The organism is Apilactobacillus apinorum, from assembly GCF_001281175.1.
In the GTDB taxonomy this organism is placed as follows: Bacteria; Bacillota; Bacilli; order Lactobacillales; family Lactobacillaceae; genus Apilactobacillus; species Apilactobacillus apinorum.
This window is the reverse complement of the sequence record NZ_KQ440395.1, coordinates 125,845-145,572: the sequence shown is the minus strand read 5'-3', so window position 1 is coordinate 145,572 and position 19,728 is coordinate 125,845. Positions and strand designations below refer to the sequence as shown.

Here is a 19,728-nt window from a genome sequence, read left to right as displayed (position 1 = left end):
GCCCTGCTGTCGCAATATTAGGAATCGCCATATATGCCATGTCTTTATGTGTTATTAATTCATTCAAGAAGCTCATGGTCAATTTAGGTTTTAACCCTGATTTGAATCCAATACACCACATCCTACCCAATAAATACATTCGCTTAATATTTATGGCAGTAGTTATTATTGCAGTATCATTGTTTATTACACCTGGATTATATATTATCCCTAGAACCTTTGCCCCATTCTTCATCTGCATTATGATCTACGAAGTATTAATTTTAGTCTACTATTTACGAAACCGTTAAAAAGGAGTGCAAAATTTATGCAATTTGGGGACCGTTTAAAACAGCAACGCAAAATCAAAAAACTCACTCAAGATGATGTCGGCAAACAACTGAACGTTTCTCGTCAAACTATTTCGAGCTGGGAAAATGAAAACAGCTATCCAGACATCAAAAGTTTAATTCAGTTAAGTAATTTATACGATATCTCTTTGGATACAATGCTAAAAGAAGATAACGGAATGAAAGAATTCATTGAAAAAGACATTCTTCGCAAAAAAATGTCAGGAGTAATTTATTTTGTTTTTTCTTTATATGGATTAATCGCAGCTTTGTTCATCTGCATCATTAGTAATATCACAAATATTAGTCCTACCTTTCAATTATTGGGCGGAGTGACATTTATATTATCTTTGTTCCTGATGAGTTCCATTGCCAAACTACTTAGGGAATTGGGTTTTATCAATCATTGGAGCCCTATCAATAAATCGCATCACAAAACATTGATATTCTTCGTTGCCGTTGTTATATCGTCCTTTGCTTCTTCATTATTTGTCGGACGTCATATTTACATCCCATTCATAATTTTAATTATGATCTATGAAGTAAGCATATTCGTTTACTACTTAAGAAATCGTTAAAAAGTTATCACACAATTGTGATAACTTTTTTATTTTTTCTCTTGCATTGGAGTCAGCTCCAAGGTTTATACTATTCCATAATCAAGTCAGGAGGTAATCAAAAATGAATATAAATGAAGTTAGTAAAAAGCTATCTATTTCTAAAGACACCATACGTTATTGGGAGAAAATCGGCCTCTTACCTTCCATTCCAAGAAACGCCAGTGGTTATCGAGAATACTCTCAAAAAGAATTTAATTGGGTTTATTACATTAAAGCATTGCGCAATGCTGGTATGTCAATAGAAAGACTTTTAGAATTCGTACATCTATATTTAAAAGATGCTAATGACTTAAATCATCGAAAAGAATTATTAATTCAACAACGAGAAGAGTTGCTAGCTGAAATTACCAAACGACAAGAGACTGTCGATTACTTAACCTATAAAATCGACCATTTCGAAGAACATGTATTAAATCAATATGATGAAAGCAAAGGAGATTAACTATGAATACCAGAAAGCTATCAAACAATACAATTATTCCATCACTAGGATTTGGAGTCTTTCAAGTCCCTAACGAAGGAGCAGCCAAACAAGCGGTTATCGATGCTATTAAATCTGGATATCGTCTAATTGACACCGCTGCCAGCTATGGAAATGAAAGAGAAGTTGGCGAAGGCATTCAAGCTGTAATAGATGAAGGAATCGTAACTCGTGAAGAATTATTTATAACTTCTAAATTATGGGTACATGACGTTACAGCAGATAAAGCTTCACAAGCCATTCAAGATTCATTGAATCGACTAAATTTAGATTATCTAGATTTACTATTAATCCATCAACCATATAATGATGTTTTCGGTGCTTGGAAAGCCATGGAAGCTGCTTATAATAACGGCCAAGTGAAATCAATTGGAGTATCTAACTTCGACATTGCACAAATTACTAATTTGGCTGAATTCAACGATATCAAACCAATGGTGGCACAAATTGAAGTTAACCCATTCTGTCAAAACATCGCAAAAGTGAAATACATGCAGGAATACGGAATTCAAATTGAAGCCTGGGCACCTTTCGCTGAAGGCAAAAAAGATTTATTTAAAAATGAATTACTTCAATCAATCGGTGATAAGTATAATAAATCCGTTGCTCAAGTGGTATTACGTTGGTTGTATCAAAGAAATATTATTCCATTAGCCAAATCTGTAAAACCATCAAGAATGGCTGAAAATATTAATATTTTAGACTTTGAATTATCAGATGATGACATGAAACAGATTGAAACATTAGATACCAATAAAAGCCAATTCTTTGATCACCATGATCCTGAAATGATTAAGTGGATGGCTGGAAGAACTATTGAATACTAATTAATAACTAAAAAGACTATCCCATCGGATAGTCTTTTTAATTATTCTTTATCTTGTTTTTGATTTTCTTTTAATAACTTCGCAAAGGTAGTCATTTGACCATATGAGTCAGCACCGTCATTAGGCACTACTACCATGTTAGTGTCTGAATTTGCTAGGTTACTAAATGCTTCAATACTTTGCGCATTAAAGTATTTAGCATCAGCATTCTTCAAAGCTTCTTGAATTTTATCGATACGGTACTTTTCAGCATCCGCTTTGGTCTTAGTAGCTTGGGCATTTGCTTCAGCAGTTGCGACTAAAGCTTCGTTTTGTGCTTTAGTACGTAATTCAACTGACTTCGCATCCCCTTCAGCCTTAGAAATTTCAGCTTGGCGTTCACGGTCAGCAGTAAGTTGAGTGTTCATGGCTTCTTGAATGGCCTTACTTGGGGTCAATTCATCAATGTTGATACGGTCAACGTTGATTCCATAGATATCAGTTAAATCACCAATTGCATCGGCTAATTCTTTGTTGATTTCCTTGGTAGAACCTAACACTTCGTTTAAATCCATACGACCAATGATATCTCTTAAGTGTCCACGCACTAATTGAACCATAGACATTACTGAATCAGTATTTTCGTATTGGTACTTTACAGGTTCAGTCACGTGGAAGTTCAAACTAACGCTTCCTAACACTTCAGCATTATCCTTAGTAATCAATGAGTACTTAGGTAATAACTTAGGTTGCATGGCTAAACTAACTGTTCTCACGCGTTGAATAAATGGAATATAGAAATGTAAACCAGAACTTAATGTGTGGCTGTATTTACCTAAAGTTTCTACTAAACCTTCATTATTTTGACGAACAACTTTAACTCCAAATGGCATTGTTTTGACCTCACTTTAATTGTTTTAAATAAAGAGTATTTCCAGCGTTATCAACCACTTCATATTGGGCATGGCTATCATAATTCAAATCATCCATAATTTGATATCGATACCAAATTCCCGCAACTTCTACTAATGATTGATCATTTGAAAAATGTTTTTGGTCGACAATCTTGCCGATGAAAAAACGTCGTTCTAAGTTATCTGTCATCCAAAAACACCCCCTCTTTATTACCCCGTATTATCCCACTCTTGAATTTAATAGTCTATCTTTTCCAATAAAAAAAGCCGACAAGAATCTCGGCTTTTAATTTTATTTACGTTTTTTAACTGTATAAACAACTAACCCGATGATAATCCATAAAATTACCAAGTAAGGATAGATGTTTCCTGGGAAAGCAGGAACTGGATATAGGTTTGTCCACATTGGGTAAACTAACACTAAAATCCCTAACACTGGCACTAAGATGTGTTTTACAAATGAACGTTTAATGGTATCACGATGTTTGTGGAAGTATAGAATAGTTCCTAAACATGCTAATCCATAAACGGTCAACATACTTAACACTCCTAAAGTAGATGAATTATCGTAGATCACTTCTGGTCCGTATGGTAAACCAAAAATTAAGTAGGCAATTCCCATGATGGCTGTTAATAACCAAATTGCACGGGTAGGACTATTTAGTTTTTCGTTAAATTGACCAAAGTACTTAGGTAGATACTTCTTAACTCCCATTGCATAAATCATGTATGCTCCGGCGTTCATGATTCCTAGAACGGAACCAAAACTACTGATTAAAATGGCGAAATCCATGATTAGAGCCATTGGGCGACCCATGTACATTATTGATAAGTCATTCAATGGAGAAGAAGAATGCGCAAAGTTTGCAACATGGTTAATACCAAATCCAACAACTTGCATGTAACTAGCAATCACAAAGAAAATACCAGCAAAAATAATAGTAATAATAATTGATAATGGCACTGAACGTTTTGGATTCTTTGTTCTGACGGCAACAGTTGTAACTCCTTCAAATCCACAGAATGAAAGAATGGCGAATACCATCCCTTGACCAATTCCAGATAGACTACTGTGAGTTGGAATAAATGGTTGAGCACTAATTCCATCCCTACCACCCTTAGCAAAGATGATGATGGTTAATACCACTAAAATGGTAATCGCTAAAAATTCAATCGCAATTGCTGACTTACTAGTTAGTTTCAAACCAAAAGTAAGCACTAAGGCCGCACCAATTAAAATCACAAAAGCCATAATCGTATCATTGAAGTTCAACCCTAATTCGGCAAAGAAAACATGCGCGAAATTAGTGTTGGCTCCCATACATGAAACAGCTAAGTTGACGTATGCAAACGTCAAAGTCCAACCACTGACTAATCCTAGGCGTTCTCCTAAAGCATGTTGGTTATATGCATACACAGATCCAACGTCTGAAATATGCTTTGATAATTCGGCAAAACATAAGCCGACGAATAACAATCCAATCGCCCCTAGCAAGAATGCTAACGGCACGTTAATACCAGCAAACGGTACCGCTGGCACGGCGTTAAACGCAATCGAACCAGTTGGGGCAACTGCCGCAACGGCAAGCGCAAACGTCTCAAATTTAGTGATCTTTTTTGATTCATCTAAATCCATTAATATCACTCCTTCTTAAAGTATGTAACAAATAATCGTTATCCAACAAAATAAAAAAAGAGCTGTACATCCCCTTGGCGGAAATGGCAGCTCTTTTCTGAATTTAATAAGTCAATCTTGACGTGATTAATTCGGAGAAGAAACCGCCGTCAAGACAACAATGGTTATGTGTAATTGTTAATAATTTTCTCATAGTAGTTCCTCCCCTGATATATTTTCTAACGATTATATCGTATACTAATCTTTTATTTTTAATAAGTCAATTAAAAAGCTCTTATTGTTTTCTTAAAATAAAAAAGGAACCGGTTCAACCGATTCCTCATTTATTAATCATTCACAACAGTAGCCTTAATTGTATTTCTTTCAGCCATGTCTTTGTATGCTTGGTTAATGTCTTCTAGTTTGTACTTACCAGTGAAGACCTTACCTGGGTGGATAGCACCTGATAAGACAGCGTCTAGTAGTTCTTGACGGTCGTAAGTAGTAACTGAAGCAATTCCTCCGGCAAGTGCAATGTTCTTACCAAATGAAGCAGCCATGTTTAAATCGCTGGCATGTGGTAAACCAACACGACCAACCTTAGCACCTGGACGAGCAACATCTAAAGCAGTCTTCGTTGATAATTCAGTTCCCACACATTCAAGAACGGCATCTGCACCGTTACCGTGAGTTAATTCCATTACCTTTTCAACCGCTTCATCACCACGTTCAGCAATAATGTCAGTAGCACCAAATTCTTTAGCTAGTTTTTGACGATCTTCATGACGACTCATCGCGATGATTTGTTTTGCACCACGTAGTTTGGCAGAAATAACTCCACATAAACCAACGGCACCGTCACCAATAACAACTGCAGTATCACCTTTTTGCACATCAGCGGTACGAGCAGCATGGTAACCAGTTGCCATAACGTCTGATAGTGCTAATAGTGAATCTAACATTTCGTCACTGTAGTCTTCTGGTTTACCAGGAACCTTAACTAATGACCATTCACCATGTTGCGCACGTAGGTATTCAGCTTGAGCACTTTGAGTAAAGTTATCTGAATGGTTCAAACAACTTCCATCATAACCAGCTAAACATGCAGCACAGTGACCACAACCATGAGTAAATGGCACGATTACGAAGTCACCAGGTTGTAAAGTAGTAATATCCTTACCAACTGTTTCAACAACACCTAGTGCTTCATGTCCGTTGTTTAACGCATCTTTCTTGTATTCGTCTTGACCTCTGTATGTCCATAAGTCAGATCCACAAACACAGGTACGGACAACCTTTAAAATTACATCGTCATCTTTTTGAATCTTAGGCATGTCGACGTCTTGAACTTCGACTTTACCTGCTTCAATAAATACAGCACTCTTCATAAATTGAGCCTCCCAATATTTTATTAATTACTATTATTTCATATAAAGTGCACTTTAAGTCAACTATTATGCTCGCTTAATTGCTAAAATAAAAATGCATCCGTATAAAAGCTTGGATGCATCTATTCATTAGTTATTATCGTTTCTAACTCTTACTTGGTTAACTATTAAAATTGATTCGAATATATTTAGAAAAATTTGTCCATAAATAATGGGGACAAACTTGTGGCCATTAATTGCTAAAATAATTATAAATATTACCACAATTGGTGGAATGATTAATCCAGTCCATACATAATGTTTACCAACTCTTACATAATAATGTAGGCAACATAATCCTAAAAATAAAATAAAACATATAGTTTCTATCATTAAGTAAATCTCTCCTCTGTGTATGTAACACTTTACACTCTTTTTTAATAAATGTCTGTAGAGAATCTTATATTGCTAATTAAGGCCAATGTTAACACGATTAAGAATAATTGCAAATTGTTACAACCATAAGATTTTATAACAAAAAAGAAGCAATCCGGACAGGATTGCTTCTAAGAGAGATTTTAAATTGAGTGAAAAGTTTTGATTAAGTATATAGAAAGGATTATTTTACAGTTGCGTAAGCTACACCGGAAATGACATTTGCATATGACCATTTGTTAGCCTTGTTTAGTAGCTTAAAGTTCTTTTTGTTTTTCTTGAAATTCATCATAATAACATCTCCTTAAAATTTAAAAGCTTTTATTTTGTTTCATATCTTATCAACAAAAGTAGTATACAATGAATCCAAATTGAATTGCACGCGATTTAATAGTATTTAAATGAAACTTAACCATCTTAATAAATTCATAATATTTTTAATAAAAAAGCATACTTTTTTAACAAAAGTATGCTTTTTCTGACGATATTAAAATGAATTAGTCATCATCGTTTTTGCGTCTCTTCAAACCGAAGAAAGCTAGGATTGAACCCATGATTGCTGCGATTAAACCAAATCCTGCAGTTCTTGCTTGATAAGTTGCATCACCAGTTTGTGGTAATGACCCGTTCTTGTTAGAACCGTTTGCTGATGATTTACCAGCATTGTTTCCATGGTTATCAATTAAGTTGTTCTTCTTACCGTGCTTCTTAGTCTTCTTTTTTGAATTCTTAGAAGAATGATTATCCTTGTTACCACTACCGTTAACTTTGTTGTTACCATTATCAGTAGTTGTAGTACTGTTAGTAGTGTTGTTTGAAGTAGTGTTATCACTAGCAACACCCTTAGTAACAATCATACCCTTGAAGTCGTCTGGGTTAGTCATGTCTAGAGTATCTTTCAATACTTCTGGGTTAGTTAGAGTGTAACCTTCTGCCTTCAATCTATCGATAACTTGTTGCTTACTGATAGTTTGAGTTTGACTAGGGATAGTTACAGTATCATTTGTACCAGCCACGTCAATGTTAACTTGGTATGGTGCATATGGTGCTAGTAGTGAAGCTAAGTCTTTAGTGTCTTCTGGGTTATCTAAGTTGATAATATCCTTTAGACGACTAGTATCACTAATTGTGTATCCTTGATCTTTTAATTGCTTAACAAGGTCTTGTTTAGTAATTAGTGGAGTAACATTCTTAATTACAGCTTTGTATTCCTTATTAGCATTTTTATCAGTGTAAGTTAAATCTAGTTCGTATGAACTTGCGTTAGGTTTAGCTTGTAGTGATGGAAGTGATGATAAGTCAGATGGATCGCTTAGTTCATCTGGGTTAGTTACCTTGTATCCATTTGCAGCAATTGCATTAATTAAGTCTGACTTGCTCATCTTGTTACCATCATTTCCGACGTTAACACTAACTTGTTTAGTTGAACCATCTGGGTTAGTTACGTTTAAACTAACAGCATGTGCTTGGTTGTTAGGTAATACAACTGGGTGTGTGTTATCAGCACCTAAATCAATTGGGGTATCAGAACCAGATGGTAAGTTAGCTGGGTCTACGACAGTGTATCCAACACTTGCAAGTGCTTCCACGTAAGCTGCCTTACTAATCTTTTGATTTGCACTGTTTACGTTTACAGTGACATCTTGAGTAGTTCCATCAGCTTTTCTAACTTTAATAGTTTGAGTGTAACTTGGTGCTACATTAGCGTTTTCAGTAACCTTAGGTAGATTCTTATCATTTAGGTTAACAGTGTCTGGTAATGATGAAGGATCAATTGAAGTGTAACCAAGGTCTAGCAATTCTTTAATGTAATCCGCTTTACTCATGGTATCACCGTGGTTGTTGATGTTTACGTTAACATCTTTATATGTGCCATCTTGTTGTTTAACTTTAAGTGTTTGTGGATGACTAGTTTCAGCATTGTCATTAGCAGTAACATTTACGCTAGTGATAGCTGTACCTAATTGCATTGGGTCACTTAATGTTGAATCATCAGCTGTGTAGCCTAAGTCTGCTAATGCCTTCTTGTAAGCATCCTTGCTCATAGTTGGGTTAGCACTATTAATACCAACCTTAACTGGAACAGTAGTTCCATTAGATTGTTTTACATTAATAGTTTGAACGTAATTAGTAGTTGCAGCAACGTTTTGAGTAGCGTTTACTGCTTTATCAGTACCTAAAGCAACTTGATCAGATAGGCTTGATGGATCTGATACAGTAAAGCCTTTATCAGCTAGCGCCTTAATGAAGCTTGCCTTATCCATACTATTATTAGTACTACTAATTGCGACAGGGACTTCTTTAGTGGTTCCATCTGGAGTAGTTACGTTAACTTTTTGAGTGTAAGTTGTTGCTGCATTTGCGTTATCCTTAACAGTTGGTTTAACAGTGTCCTTAGTTAAATCAATTGAATCAGGTAACTTAGCAACATCTTCTGGAGTGTATCCAGCAGCGATTAACTTAGCAACATAGTCTGCCTTGCTGATGGTTGGTTGATCACTGTTAATTGGAAGACTCTTTGAAGTAACGTTACTATTAGCGTCTTTTACTTCAACAGTTTGTGTGTAAGCGTTAGATGGGTTAGTTGTATTTGATGATGCATTTAATGGCTTATTGTCATCTAGAGATACAGTGTCACCTAGACTTGCCTTATCAGCATCTGACAATGTGTATCCAGCTTTTGATAATGCCTTTTCTAAGTCACTCTTGCTCATTTGGTTACTGCTACTTGGAATGTTAACAGTAGCGGTTTCTTGGTTACCATTAGCATCCTTCTTAGGGTTACCGTTAGCATCAACTAAGTTAATAGTCTTTACGTAGTTTTCTTTAGCAGCACTATTGTTGTTACCAGCGTTTACAGGACTATTAGCAAGTTTACTTAAGTCAACTGGGTCATCTTTAATGGTTGAAGGATCAATTGCGAATCCTTGGTCAGCCATTTCCTTGATGTATTCAGCCTTAGAAATAGTTGGTGAATCACTGTTAATGGTAGCAGTCTTTTGAACTGGGTTGCCATTATCATCAGTAGTATTAACTAGTTGTGAGTATGAAGTAGTTGATTCGTTAGTAACATTAGGAGTTACTGAAGTCTTATTGTCTTGGTTATTCAAATCAACGGTGTTAGGTAAACCGTTAACAGTATCTTGAGTTGGTGTGTAACCAGCATCAACTAATGCCTTAACAAAGTCTGCCTTACTCATTGTGTTTGATGAACTATTGATTGGAAGAGTTACTGTACTTGTAGTACCGTCAGCATTCTTCACTGTGACATCTTGCTTGTAGCTAGTCTTAGCATTTTCATTTGCTGTAACAGTTGGTAATGCGTTTGGATTAGTTAGGTCAATAGTACCTTTATCTTCAATAGCTTTCTTTTGATCTTCGCTTAGAGTATATCCAGCATCTTGAATAGCCTTGATGTATTGGTCTGCAGGCATTGTTTCTGTTGAACTGTTAATAGCTAGAGTCGCTGTCTTTTGTTTGCTAGTAGCTGAATCAGTAACTACATTTCCATTAGCATCAACAATATTGAATGTTTGTGGGTAACTCTTTACTGTGCCCGCAGTAACATTGTTAGTTCCATTAAATGTTGGTTTCTTGCTTAAATCAGTTGAATCTGATGAGATTGTTGCTGGATCAACAGTAATACCTTGTTTTGCTAATTGAGAAATTAAACTAGCTTTGCTTACAGAAGATGGGTTACTTTCACCTGCACTACCATCAGCTGTTACATTTGCAGTCACAGTATTTCCATTTACGGTAACATTAACCGGGTAAACCGTACCGGCTTTAGGAGCTGGTACTGCGTCAATAACATTGGTCTTAGTTAAATCAACAGTGTCACCTAGTTTAGAAGCATCAACCTGGTATCCTGCTTTAGCAGCAGCAGCAACAAATTCTTCTGATGGCATCTTACCATCCTTGCTGGTACTGTTAATAGTTACTTGAGCAGTCTTTTCTTCACCAGTTTGTGGATCAGTATACTTGAATGTTTGTAGAGAACCTTTTCCAGTAAAGTTTTCAGTTGTTGAATCAGCTTGGGCTTTATCGAACTTAATATTGATCGAATATGATCCGTCACTATTAACTGTTATATTTTCATTTCTATTGTATACGTTTGCAATTCCACCTCTGTATTGTGATACAGATGGACTAATTTGATTAGATAATGATGATAATTCAATAGCATAACCCTTGTTAGTTAAATCATCCACTTGATTTTTAACTGATACAGTATCCGAATCAGTAAAGTCATTAATAACAGTTGGATTGGAAATATGTTTTCCATTGTTGTCAACATAGTTAATTGTAAGTGTATGTGTTGGCTGAGTAACATTAATCACAAATTGTTCTTTATTATATCCAGCTGGAATATTCCTATTTTTAACATACGCATTTGTTGTATCCACTTGTAAATTAAGATCTTTGGTTAATATATTATTAACCAAATTTATGATACTAATTGAAGCATCCGTTGGAAAAGGTAACGTTTTAGGTGCTGTTGAATATACAAGATTACCTTTTTGATTCTTAACTAAAATAGTAAATTTTCCTTGTCTCTTTGGAGCATCAACAGAGCTTGACTTGGTTACTACGTGAACATTAACTGGTTGTGTTAAATCGACATTTGAATTATTAGGAAGTTCACTATCAGCATCAGCTGGAGTATAACCTTGTTTACTTAAAGCATCTACAAAATCAGATCTTGACATATTTTTAGTAGGACTCGCAACTTCAATGGTTTGGTTAGTTGAATTACCATTACCATCAATGACGGGTACATTAGCCACATATAACACTGGAATAGTAATTGATGTTAGGTCTTCGTTCATTTTAACATCAGGATTAATTGCATATGAACTAGTTGGATCTACCTTCATATTGCTATGTTGTTTATTAAAATCAGTTATAACATCAGTTAAATCCAATTGTGAATCTGTTCTAACCTCGCTTAGAGTTTTACTAGAAATATTATTGGAACTGCCGTCAACAAAGTTTACAGTAACATCATTTAGTTGCACATCATAAATTTCGATGCTACCACTCTTCGCTTTTGTTAAATCAATATTACCATTTGAATCTAAATCACCCCTACCTTTGATGAAGACTTTGTGATTATAGTTGTTCCAAATATAATTTGACATTGTTGTTCCTTTAAAATCACCATCTGGTTGGGTGTCATTATCTACATTAGAATTGGCAATGTTTACAGTAACCGAATCTAATGGTCTATTAACATTAATAATTTTTACAGGAATTAAATTAGTGCCCTCCTTTTGAGTTGTTCCAGAACTACTTGTGACCGGATTAGAAGTGGGTTTATTTTGCCCTTGTGATGATATATTTTTGTCTGCGGCAGCTTTGTCTGCGGCAGCTTTCTCTGCAGCGGCTTTGTCTGCAGCAGATTTTTCTGCGGCAGCTTTGTCTTTATAAGCCTGTGTTTCAGTTATATGAATCGTAATTGTATTATTACTTGAATCATAACCCTGCATTTTACTTAAATCCTGATTAAATTCTGTATTCATTTGATACAAACTACTTTGAACAGCACTTTTGAAAGTGTTCCAATTTGTTTCAGCTTGTCCAGAGTTAATTAATCTACCCGTAGGAGTATTTGTATTACTTGGATCATCGTCATCAATTGTAATAATATTGATAGGACTACCAAACTGAGTTACCGATGACTTCTTGAGTGCTGCATAAGCTAAAATTGTATGAGCTTCTGTGTTATGCACAGCTTCAGCTCCGGTGATTAAGATACCGGTAGCAGCGGCTGCATAAGCCCACTTTTTGTAATTCTTTGATAATTTAACATTTTTCTTATCGAATTCTTGTTTCATAATTTTACGTCCCCCTCTTTTAACCGAACGAATAAAATTTAAACTATTTGTCTTATTTACAATTTTGAGTATACAACCATTCCATTTTGATTTGCACGCGATTGAATAGCTTTTAAATTAATTTTAAACTTCTTTAGAAAATCGCAATAATTTTAAGAAAATCGCATACTTTTGACACATTGGTACAATTGAACGAAATTTAGACTTCCCAAAACGTGTAATACCAACAATAAGGCGATTATTCTTTTACTAGCACTATTCATTTGTCTGACATTATTTCACAGTTAAACTTATTGGCGATTGGAATTTAGATATTTTAACCTCAACACAACTAATAATTTATCAATACTAACCCCATCCATTTTCTATACCATTGGTTCATTTCTTCGAAATATAGCGAACTAATAGTATGATTTTTAATATCGCTGTTTATCGGCGGACAATTGATTTTCATTTTCCCTACATACAAAAAAGCATTCCTGATAAGGAATGCTTTTATCTGTTCATTTTAAACTTGCCATGATCCATCTACTTTTTTAAATTTAGGTGCATGGTGTTTTTTTATATCTTCTTCTGCTTCGCTCACAGCTTGTTCACGAATATCTTCAGCGTATTCTGAAATCATATCAATGAAGTCTTCATCAGAAATATTAGTCTCATTTTGGCGATTATATTCTTCCTTACTATTTTGCAATAGCACTTGACCAATCTCTTCAACTTCGGCGTCACTTAGATCTGAGTAAACAGCGACCCATAATTTATACATGTAATTAAAAACGATTTTATCGTTAAACACGTTAGTACCTCCAGATATGATTTTTCTTATTACCTTAATTTTACTATACTTAAAGCCAAATTTACATATCCTTTTTCAGGAAACCTAATCATTAAGATGAATATCGCCATCTTCAGAAATCAAGCGATAATGTCGATGACTATTATGATGATCAGATGCTGAACCATAAACATTTCCTTCATTACTATGCGCATAAACATTGGCATTATCATGTTTTGATAACGTCAAATAAATATCGCCATCGGTGTTATTAACGTTTAAGTAGTTCGTAATCTTCAATCCATTCAAATAGGCATCCCCATCCGTTAATGATGTATTCAAAGTTTTAAAGCTACTATTGCGAATGCGAATGTCCCCATCTTCAGACTTAACAGTGCTGTCGTTTTCAGTAAAGCTACTGTCCGCAACAGTAATATCAGCCGATTGCGAATCAACTGAAAGACTTTTGGCCGTAACTTGACTTAATCTAATATCGCCCACATTAAAACCGTTAATGTTCAAACCATCATTAAAACGTAGCTTGGAAATACTCAAATCACCGGAAGTGTTATTTCCTTCAATACTTTTTAATTGATTATCCGGTACGGTTACAACAATCATATTGGAACCAAATGTTAGCTTATTTTTATTCAGTTTAACCACAAAATTACCGTTAAAAGTTGACTGGCGGTTACTGATTTTTAACACTTGATCTTCAACTTGAGCCTGCACACTATTCTTTTTATTTTCGTAAACATGTACAGCGTACTTATTACCCCGTACAATTTCTACGTCCACATTTCCGGAGACTTCAAGACGATTAAATTTAGTAACATCCTTACGGTAATCATAATTAGTCACCGAACTAGAAAGCGCTTTTTGAATGTCGGTATGTCTAGTCCCAATAAAACCTAGTACTAATAGTAACAACCCCACTAAGAAAATAACTAATCCGACTAAACTAAATTTTTTCATTACTTGTTACCTCCATTCATTTTGTTGATAGTCTTACCATACATCCAGGTACTAAATTGACGAATCCATTTAGTAAAATTAACTGTCAATTTTTGTAATCCGTATGCTAAATCCATGGAAGCCCCTAATAGCATAAGACTGGCACCAAATGCTACGATACTTAGATTAAAGTACAAACCCAAGTTAGTGATGGCCCAATACATTAATTCCAAAAAGCTAATTATGAATAAAACGATGATACAGCTAGTAAATAGTAGCGTTACCACTAAGATGGCAAATAGTAATGCCACCACTGCTCCTAACACGCCAGCTAATGGCAATAACACTGGAACCGATGCCATGGCAATAAAGATTTTTGAAAAATATTGCCAAGTGCTTTGTTCGTTACTAATGCCACCATTTTTATAATCATTAACATCGATATCTGCTCGAATCCGACGAGCTAATTGGACCGGCGTCCCTAATTCTTTAATACAAGCGGGATAAGTATTAATTCCTGCATCTTCTAAATATTCTTGGTAATAAGACAAGGCATCTTCAATATCCGCTTGTGGTAGCTTATTTAAATATACTTTTAATTCTTCCAAATAAGTTTGCATGTTTATTCCCCCACTAATTGATCAATTCCATTTTTAAAATCTTGCCACTCTTTTCTTATGGCTGCTAGATGTTCGACACCCGCATCAGTAATTCGGTAGTATCGACGATTACGTCCCTCAAAGGATTCATCATAGGTATCCACTAAGCCATCCGTTTTCAAACGACGCATAACCGGATACATAGTGGAGTTGGATACCGCAATTGACTCTTGCACTTGTTTAGTTAATTCATAACCGTACATATCATTTTGGTCGAGAAGACCTAAAACGCATCCATCTAGAAGCGTTTTTGCCACTTTAATCGCCAAACCATCATCCCCATTTATATTTAAAATCATATTATATGACATATAATATTATACAAACATAAAAAAAGCAACTAGAATTTTCATTCTAATTGCTTTTTATTTTTAACGATAGCTAAACTTAGGTAACTTAACACCCTTGTACTTAGCTGCTAATTGTTTAGTTTTAAAACTATGTGAGTTAGCCCACACTCCAGCACCATCTGCATCCGTTAGTACTCGATGACCTTGGTATTTAGAAACGGTGTAGTATTCACCAGCGCCGGCAGTTTGTTGCCAACCGTAAGTCCATACCCACTTATAATCATGGATTTTTTTAGTATCTTGACTTGCAAAAAACCAGTTAGCGGTTCTCTTAATTTCCTTTTTGCTCATCTTTAAAGGATTGTGATCCACATACTTGTGCAAAGTACCCTTATTGGCCTTTTCACCCGCATATTGAACAGTAATTGACTTAGCCGTCACTTTAGTAGTTACTAATTGATTACCGTCGTATGCATACCAAGTACCACGCATATTGGCAGGTAAGCTAGTTAGGTATTTAGGTTGTGCATTCTGCTTATGTGCGGCAGCAGAAGCATTAACTCCGCTCACGATAATTACTACCGTTGCGATAAATAAAGTGGCCAATGACCAAAACTTATTCATTTTCATAATATAGAACCTCCAAATTGATTTGTTAACTCTACATTACCATACTGTTACCAATTTGTTACAGAATTGTTACATGTTTTGAATTTTCTTTTGTTTAATGTCCATAGATGTCGTTGACACCTGAATGGATTTTCCATCATGGAAAAATTGTCCTGTCATGGTGACTTTACCACCGTTAATAAAAATCTCGAACACGGAATTATCTAAGTAAATTGACAATGACGATGGATCGCCTTGAAAGCTTCTAGTGACTGCTTCTTCGCCTACGTTCTTACGAACCAACGTCCATTGCCGGTCAGATTCATCATAAGCCAGATGCAAATAACTATCGGTTGAATCCAAGTACAAGCTAAACTGACTAGCCAATGGTGCAGCCGTTATTAGTCGCTGTAAATCATTAGCTGTAGCTGGCGTGTCATCAATAATGGTCTCTAATTCATTCACTGGTGATTGTACTAAACTGCCATTGGATATGTGTAATTCACGAACCATCGAAAGTTCACCTTCCCAACCGTCTTGATCCGATAAATATTCCGTATCTGGTAATCCAATCCAGCCCACTGATAGCAAGCGACCATCAGGAGCATTTAACAGTTGTGTGGCATAATAATCAAACCCTTCATCGAGTTGTTGCATAGGTGAAGGATTTACCAGTTTCATGGCAGAGAAATCTAATTCATCAGCGATGATATAGGCATTAGGGTGGACATTATCATAATGAAAAGCTGCCTTGTCCGCACCTTGAGGACAAAAAATAACCACTACTTTTCCATCGACAAAACCAACATTGGGACACTCAGCCATATAGCCTAAATTATCAGTTCCTAAGTCTAACTTCTTATATAATTCCCATCCGGAATCTACTTGACGACTACGATAAGTTAGAATCTCACCGGTATTATCCACGGTTTGCGCGCCAATAAAAGCATAGTAATAATCATCATGCTTAATAATTTGCGGATCTCTGAAATGCCCCGTTACTCCTGAGGGAGAATCGGCAATTAATGGTTCTGCTAATTTTTCAATATTATTATCAGCATCCATCCAAGCACCATCTTGATAAGGATGACGCGTAAATTCACTGCCTTCAAACGTATTACCGGTATACATAATAAATAATTTATCATCAACATTAATCGCACTACCAGAATAGCAACCATTGCGATCAGAATAAATATCCGGCACCATTGGTTTATCCACCACACGCCAATGTATTAAATCATCCGAAACATTATGTTGCCAACTCTTTAAGCCGTGCACAGCACCATAGGGAAAAGCTTGATTAAATAAATGCCATTGCCCATTAAAATATGAAAATCCATTGGGGTCATTTAACAAGCCGGTCTTAGTCGTAATATGGTAACCCGGACGCCATTTGGATTTAGCAACTTGTGCAGATAAATCCGTCAATACTTGGGGATCCCAATCTTTATATAATCGTCCTAATCGATCTAATGTCCAATAATTTTTATCCATGGTTATATACCTCGATTCTAACTATAATTGGCTACATTTTATCAGGTTTATTACCTTTTAAAAATCGTTTTTATAAGTTTTATAAAAATTTAATAACTCCATCCTAACATGTTAGATGGCAATAACAATTTTTTTATAATATCTTAACTAATTTTTAAATATTTTTAGCTTGTATTTATCGAATTCGAGTCCATAATTATGGATAAGGAGACAATGTAAGCGCCTCCTTAGATCAAACCCAAAGGAGATTTACATTATGAAATTTGCAAGCATTGAAGCAGGTGGAACTAAATTCGTCTGCGCTGTTGGTAACGAAAACTATGAAATTTTAGATAGCGTAAGAATTCCCACTACTACTCCTGATGAAACACTGAAAAAATGTGTTGAATACTTCCAAAAATTCGATGATTTAACTGCCATGAGCATCGCCTCATTTGGCCCTATCGAAGTCAGAACCGATTCACCTAAATATGGATACATTACTGATACCCCTAAACCTAACTGGTCTAACACTAATTTCTTAGGAACTATGAAAGCCGCTTTTGATATTCCTATCTTTTGGACTACTGATGTTAATGGTTCTGCCTATGGTGAATACATTACATCGATTCGCAACCATAACCCATTACAAACTTTGGTTTACTACACTTTTGGAACTGGTGTGGGTGCCGGAATTATTAATGAAGGCTCATTCATTGGTTCATTAGGACATCCTGAAGCCGGACATACTTATCTAAAACGCCATCCTAAGGACCTAGATTTCGAAGGATTATGTCCATATCACCACAGTTGTTTGGAAGGCTTAGCCGCTGGTCCTACTTTTGATATCCGTTGTGGTAAAAAAGGTAAAGATGTGGCAATGGACGATCCAGTATGGGATATTGTCGCTAATTACATTGCGCAAGCCGTAATGCAAGCTACCCTATTTATCAGACCACAAAAGGTTATTTTAGGTGGAGGCGTTATCTCTGAAACAGTGGTAGAAAAAGTCCGCGCTCAATTCAAAGAAATGTTTAAAGATTATGTCAACGTTGGTGATTTAGATTACTACATCACCATGCCTGCATGTGAAGATAACGGTTCTGCTACGATCGGTAACTTTGCCCTTGCTTCACGTCAATACTACAAAGAAAACATCGTTAAAATCGATTAATTGATGGAGGATTAATTATGAAAAGAGTTCAATTAGATACTTTAGGTCTACAAAAATTCGTGGCCACCAATGAACTAACTGAAATCGCCCCAATGGTAACTACCGCTCGTGACCTATTAGTAAAAGGCACTGGGGTAGAGGCCCATATGGGTGATTGGATTAATCTACCTACGGACTATGACCATGTTGAATTCGACCGTATTAAAGACGCTGCTCGTCAAATTCAAGATGATTCTGATGTCCTCATTGTGATTGGAATCGGCGGTTCATACCTTGGCGCTAAAATGGCTTTAGATTTTCTACATGGCAGCTTTTTCAACCTCGAAGGCACTGAAAAGCATCCGCAAATCTTCTTCGCCGGCAATACCATTAGTCCTACTTATACCGCTGATTTAATTCGAACTATTGGTGATCGTGACTTCTCAATTAACGTCATTTCTAAGTCGGGAACCACAACGGAACCAGCGATGGCTTTTCGAATTTTCCGTGAAAAGTTAATCGAAAAATACGGTGAAGCCGAAGCCAACCGTAGAACCTACGTTACTACAGATGCGCAAAAAGGAGCTCTACACTCTGAAGCTGTCGATAAAGGGTTTACTAGTTTCGTAATTCCCGACGGAGTCGGCGGTCGTTACTCCGTTTTAACCCCTGTGGGATTATTACCTATTGCCGCTTCTGGAATCGACATTGATGCTTTAATGGGTGGTGCTGCCGAAGCCCAACGTGAATTAAAAGCAGCGGATGTAGAAGATAACGATGCGTTATTATATGCTGCCTACCGTAATATTTTGTACCGGAAAGGCTATACCAACGAAATCTTAGAAAGCTATGAACCCCATCTTCGTTTCCTAGCTGAATGGTGGAAACAATTAGCTGGCGAAAGTGAAGGTAAAGACCACAAAGGCATCTACCCTAGCTCAGCTATCTTTAGTACCGACCTTCATTCATTAGGTCAATACATTCAAGAAGGCATGCGAAACTTGATGGAAACCGTAGTGGAAATCAAACAACCGGCTTCAAACTTAGGTATCCCCACATTAGATGAGAACCTAGATGGCCTCCAATACCTTGAACAAACTTCTATGGATGCGGTTAATAAAACTGCTCGTGAAGCCGTAGTCTTAGCTCATACTAATGGTGGCGTTCCTAACATGTTAATTCAAATTGAAGATAATTCTGCTGAGACACTTGGTTACTTGATTTACTTCTTTGAATTTGCGATTGCAACTTCGGGATATCTAAATGGAATTAATCCATTTAATCAACCCGGTGTCGAAGACTACAAACAAAACATGTTTGCACTATTAGGTAAGCCTGGATACGAAGAATTACGTCAATCCATTCAAGAACAAGATCAAAAAGAATTTCACTAAAAAGTAAAGAGGCG

General features: G+C 36.0%; 17 protein-coding genes. 5 read left to right on the top strand and 12 right to left on the bottom strand.

The window, feature by feature from the left end:
- Nucleotides 1-235, bottom strand: a 235-nt coding sequence (locus RZ74_RS07005) for a hypothetical protein (protein ID WP_237756905.1), incomplete at its 3' end; no start/stop codon positions are given.
- A 72-nt stretch (nt 236-307) separates the two neighbouring features.
- Here RZ74_RS07005 and RZ74_RS06845 point away from each other — a divergent pair.
- From RZ74_RS06845 to RZ74_RS00635, 3 genes are all read left to right on the top strand, one after another.
- On the top strand, nt 308-907 hold the full coding sequence (locus RZ74_RS06845) for a helix-turn-helix domain-containing protein (protein WP_083437118.1): 600 nt from the start codon (nt 308-310) through the stop codon (nt 905-907).
- A gap of 103 nt (nt 908-1,010) precedes the next feature.
- Entirely contained in the window at nt 1,011-1,391 is a 381-nt protein-coding gene (locus RZ74_RS00640) for a MerR family transcriptional regulator (protein WP_053949536.1), read from the top strand.
- Nucleotides 1,392-1,393: 2 nt separating this feature from the next.
- On the top strand, nt 1,394-2,257 hold the full coding sequence (locus tag RZ74_RS00635) for an aldo/keto reductase (protein WP_053949535.1): 864 nt from the start codon (nt 1,394-1,396) through the stop codon (nt 2,255-2,257).
- Between the two features lie 41 nt (nt 2,258-2,298).
- Here the strand turns inward: RZ74_RS00635 and RZ74_RS00630 are convergent, their stop codons facing one another.
- The 11 genes from RZ74_RS00630 to RZ74_RS00575 all read right to left on the bottom strand — a co-directional run bounded on the left by RZ74_RS00630 (nt 2,299) and on the right by RZ74_RS00575 (nt 17,188).
- Nucleotides 2,299-3,129 carry an SPFH domain-containing protein gene (locus RZ74_RS00630; protein ID WP_053949534.1) on the bottom strand — a complete coding sequence of 277 codons (831 nt, stop codon included), beginning with the start codon at nt 3,127-3,129 and terminating at the stop codon, nt 2,299-2,301.
- A gap of 10 nt (nt 3,130-3,139) precedes the next feature.
- Nucleotides 3,140-3,340: a hypothetical protein gene (locus RZ74_RS00625; protein ID WP_053949533.1), complete on the bottom strand. Its 201-nt coding sequence runs from the start codon at nt 3,338-3,340 to the stop codon at nt 3,140-3,142.
- A 102-nt stretch (nt 3,341-3,442) separates the two neighbouring features.
- Nucleotides 3,443-4,786, bottom strand: coding sequence for an APC family permease (locus RZ74_RS00620; protein ID WP_053949532.1), 1,344 nt, complete (start codon nt 4,784-4,786; stop codon nt 3,443-3,445).
- 326 nt (nt 4,787-5,112) lie between these two features.
- A complete protein-coding gene (locus RZ74_RS00615; RefSeq protein WP_053949531.1) occupies nt 5,113-6,153 on the bottom strand; it encodes a zinc-dependent alcohol dehydrogenase family protein in 1,041 nt (346 codons plus the stop codon).
- 911 nt (nt 6,154-7,064) lie between these two features.
- On the bottom strand, nt 7,065-12,404 hold the full coding sequence (locus RZ74_RS00605) for an LPXTG cell wall anchor domain-containing protein (protein ID WP_053949529.1): 5,340 nt from the start codon (nt 12,402-12,404) through the stop codon (nt 7,065-7,067).
- Nucleotides 12,405-12,912: 508 nt separating this feature from the next.
- Nucleotides 12,913-13,200 (bottom strand): hypothetical protein, encoded by a 288-nt coding sequence (locus tag RZ74_RS00600; RefSeq protein ID WP_053949528.1) that lies wholly within the window; start codon nt 13,198-13,200, stop codon nt 12,913-12,915.
- Between the two features lie 84 nt (nt 13,201-13,284).
- Nucleotides 13,285-14,154, bottom strand: coding sequence for a DUF4097 family beta strand repeat-containing protein (locus RZ74_RS00595; protein ID WP_053949527.1), 870 nt, complete (start codon nt 14,152-14,154; stop codon nt 13,285-13,287).
- Entirely contained in the window at nt 14,154-14,753 is a 600-nt protein-coding gene (locus RZ74_RS00590) for a DUF1700 domain-containing protein (RefSeq protein ID WP_053949526.1), read from the bottom strand. Before RZ74_RS00590 ends, RZ74_RS00595 begins: the two co-directional genes overlap by 1 nt.
- Nucleotides 14,754-14,755: 2 nt before the next feature.
- Nucleotides 14,756-15,061, bottom strand: a complete 306-nt coding sequence (locus RZ74_RS00585; protein ID WP_053949525.1) for a PadR family transcriptional regulator — start codon at nt 15,059-15,061, stop codon at nt 14,756-14,758.
- A gap of 102 nt (nt 15,062-15,163) precedes the next feature.
- On the bottom strand, nt 15,164-15,712 hold the full coding sequence (locus tag RZ74_RS00580) for a hypothetical protein (protein ID WP_053949524.1): 549 nt from the start codon (nt 15,710-15,712) through the stop codon (nt 15,164-15,166).
- A gap of 69 nt (nt 15,713-15,781) precedes the next feature.
- On the bottom strand, nt 15,782-17,188 hold the full coding sequence (locus RZ74_RS00575; protein ID WP_053949523.1) for a sucrose-6-phosphate hydrolase: 1,407 nt from the start codon (nt 17,186-17,188) through the stop codon (nt 15,782-15,784).
- A gap of 256 nt (nt 17,189-17,444) precedes the next feature.
- On the opposite strand from RZ74_RS00575, the gene scrK reads away from it, so the two are divergent.
- Both scrK and RZ74_RS00565 read left to right on the top strand, forming a co-directional pair.
- Nucleotides 17,445-18,341, top strand: coding sequence for a fructokinase ScrK (gene scrK / locus RZ74_RS00570; RefSeq protein WP_053949522.1), 897 nt, complete (start codon nt 17,445-17,447; stop codon nt 18,339-18,341).
- A 17-nt stretch (nt 18,342-18,358) separates the two neighbouring features.
- Nucleotides 18,359-19,714 (top strand): glucose-6-phosphate isomerase, encoded by a 1,356-nt coding sequence (locus RZ74_RS00565; protein WP_053949521.1) that lies wholly within the window; start codon nt 18,359-18,361, stop codon nt 19,712-19,714.
- Nucleotides 19,715-19,728: the final 14 nt, after the last annotated feature.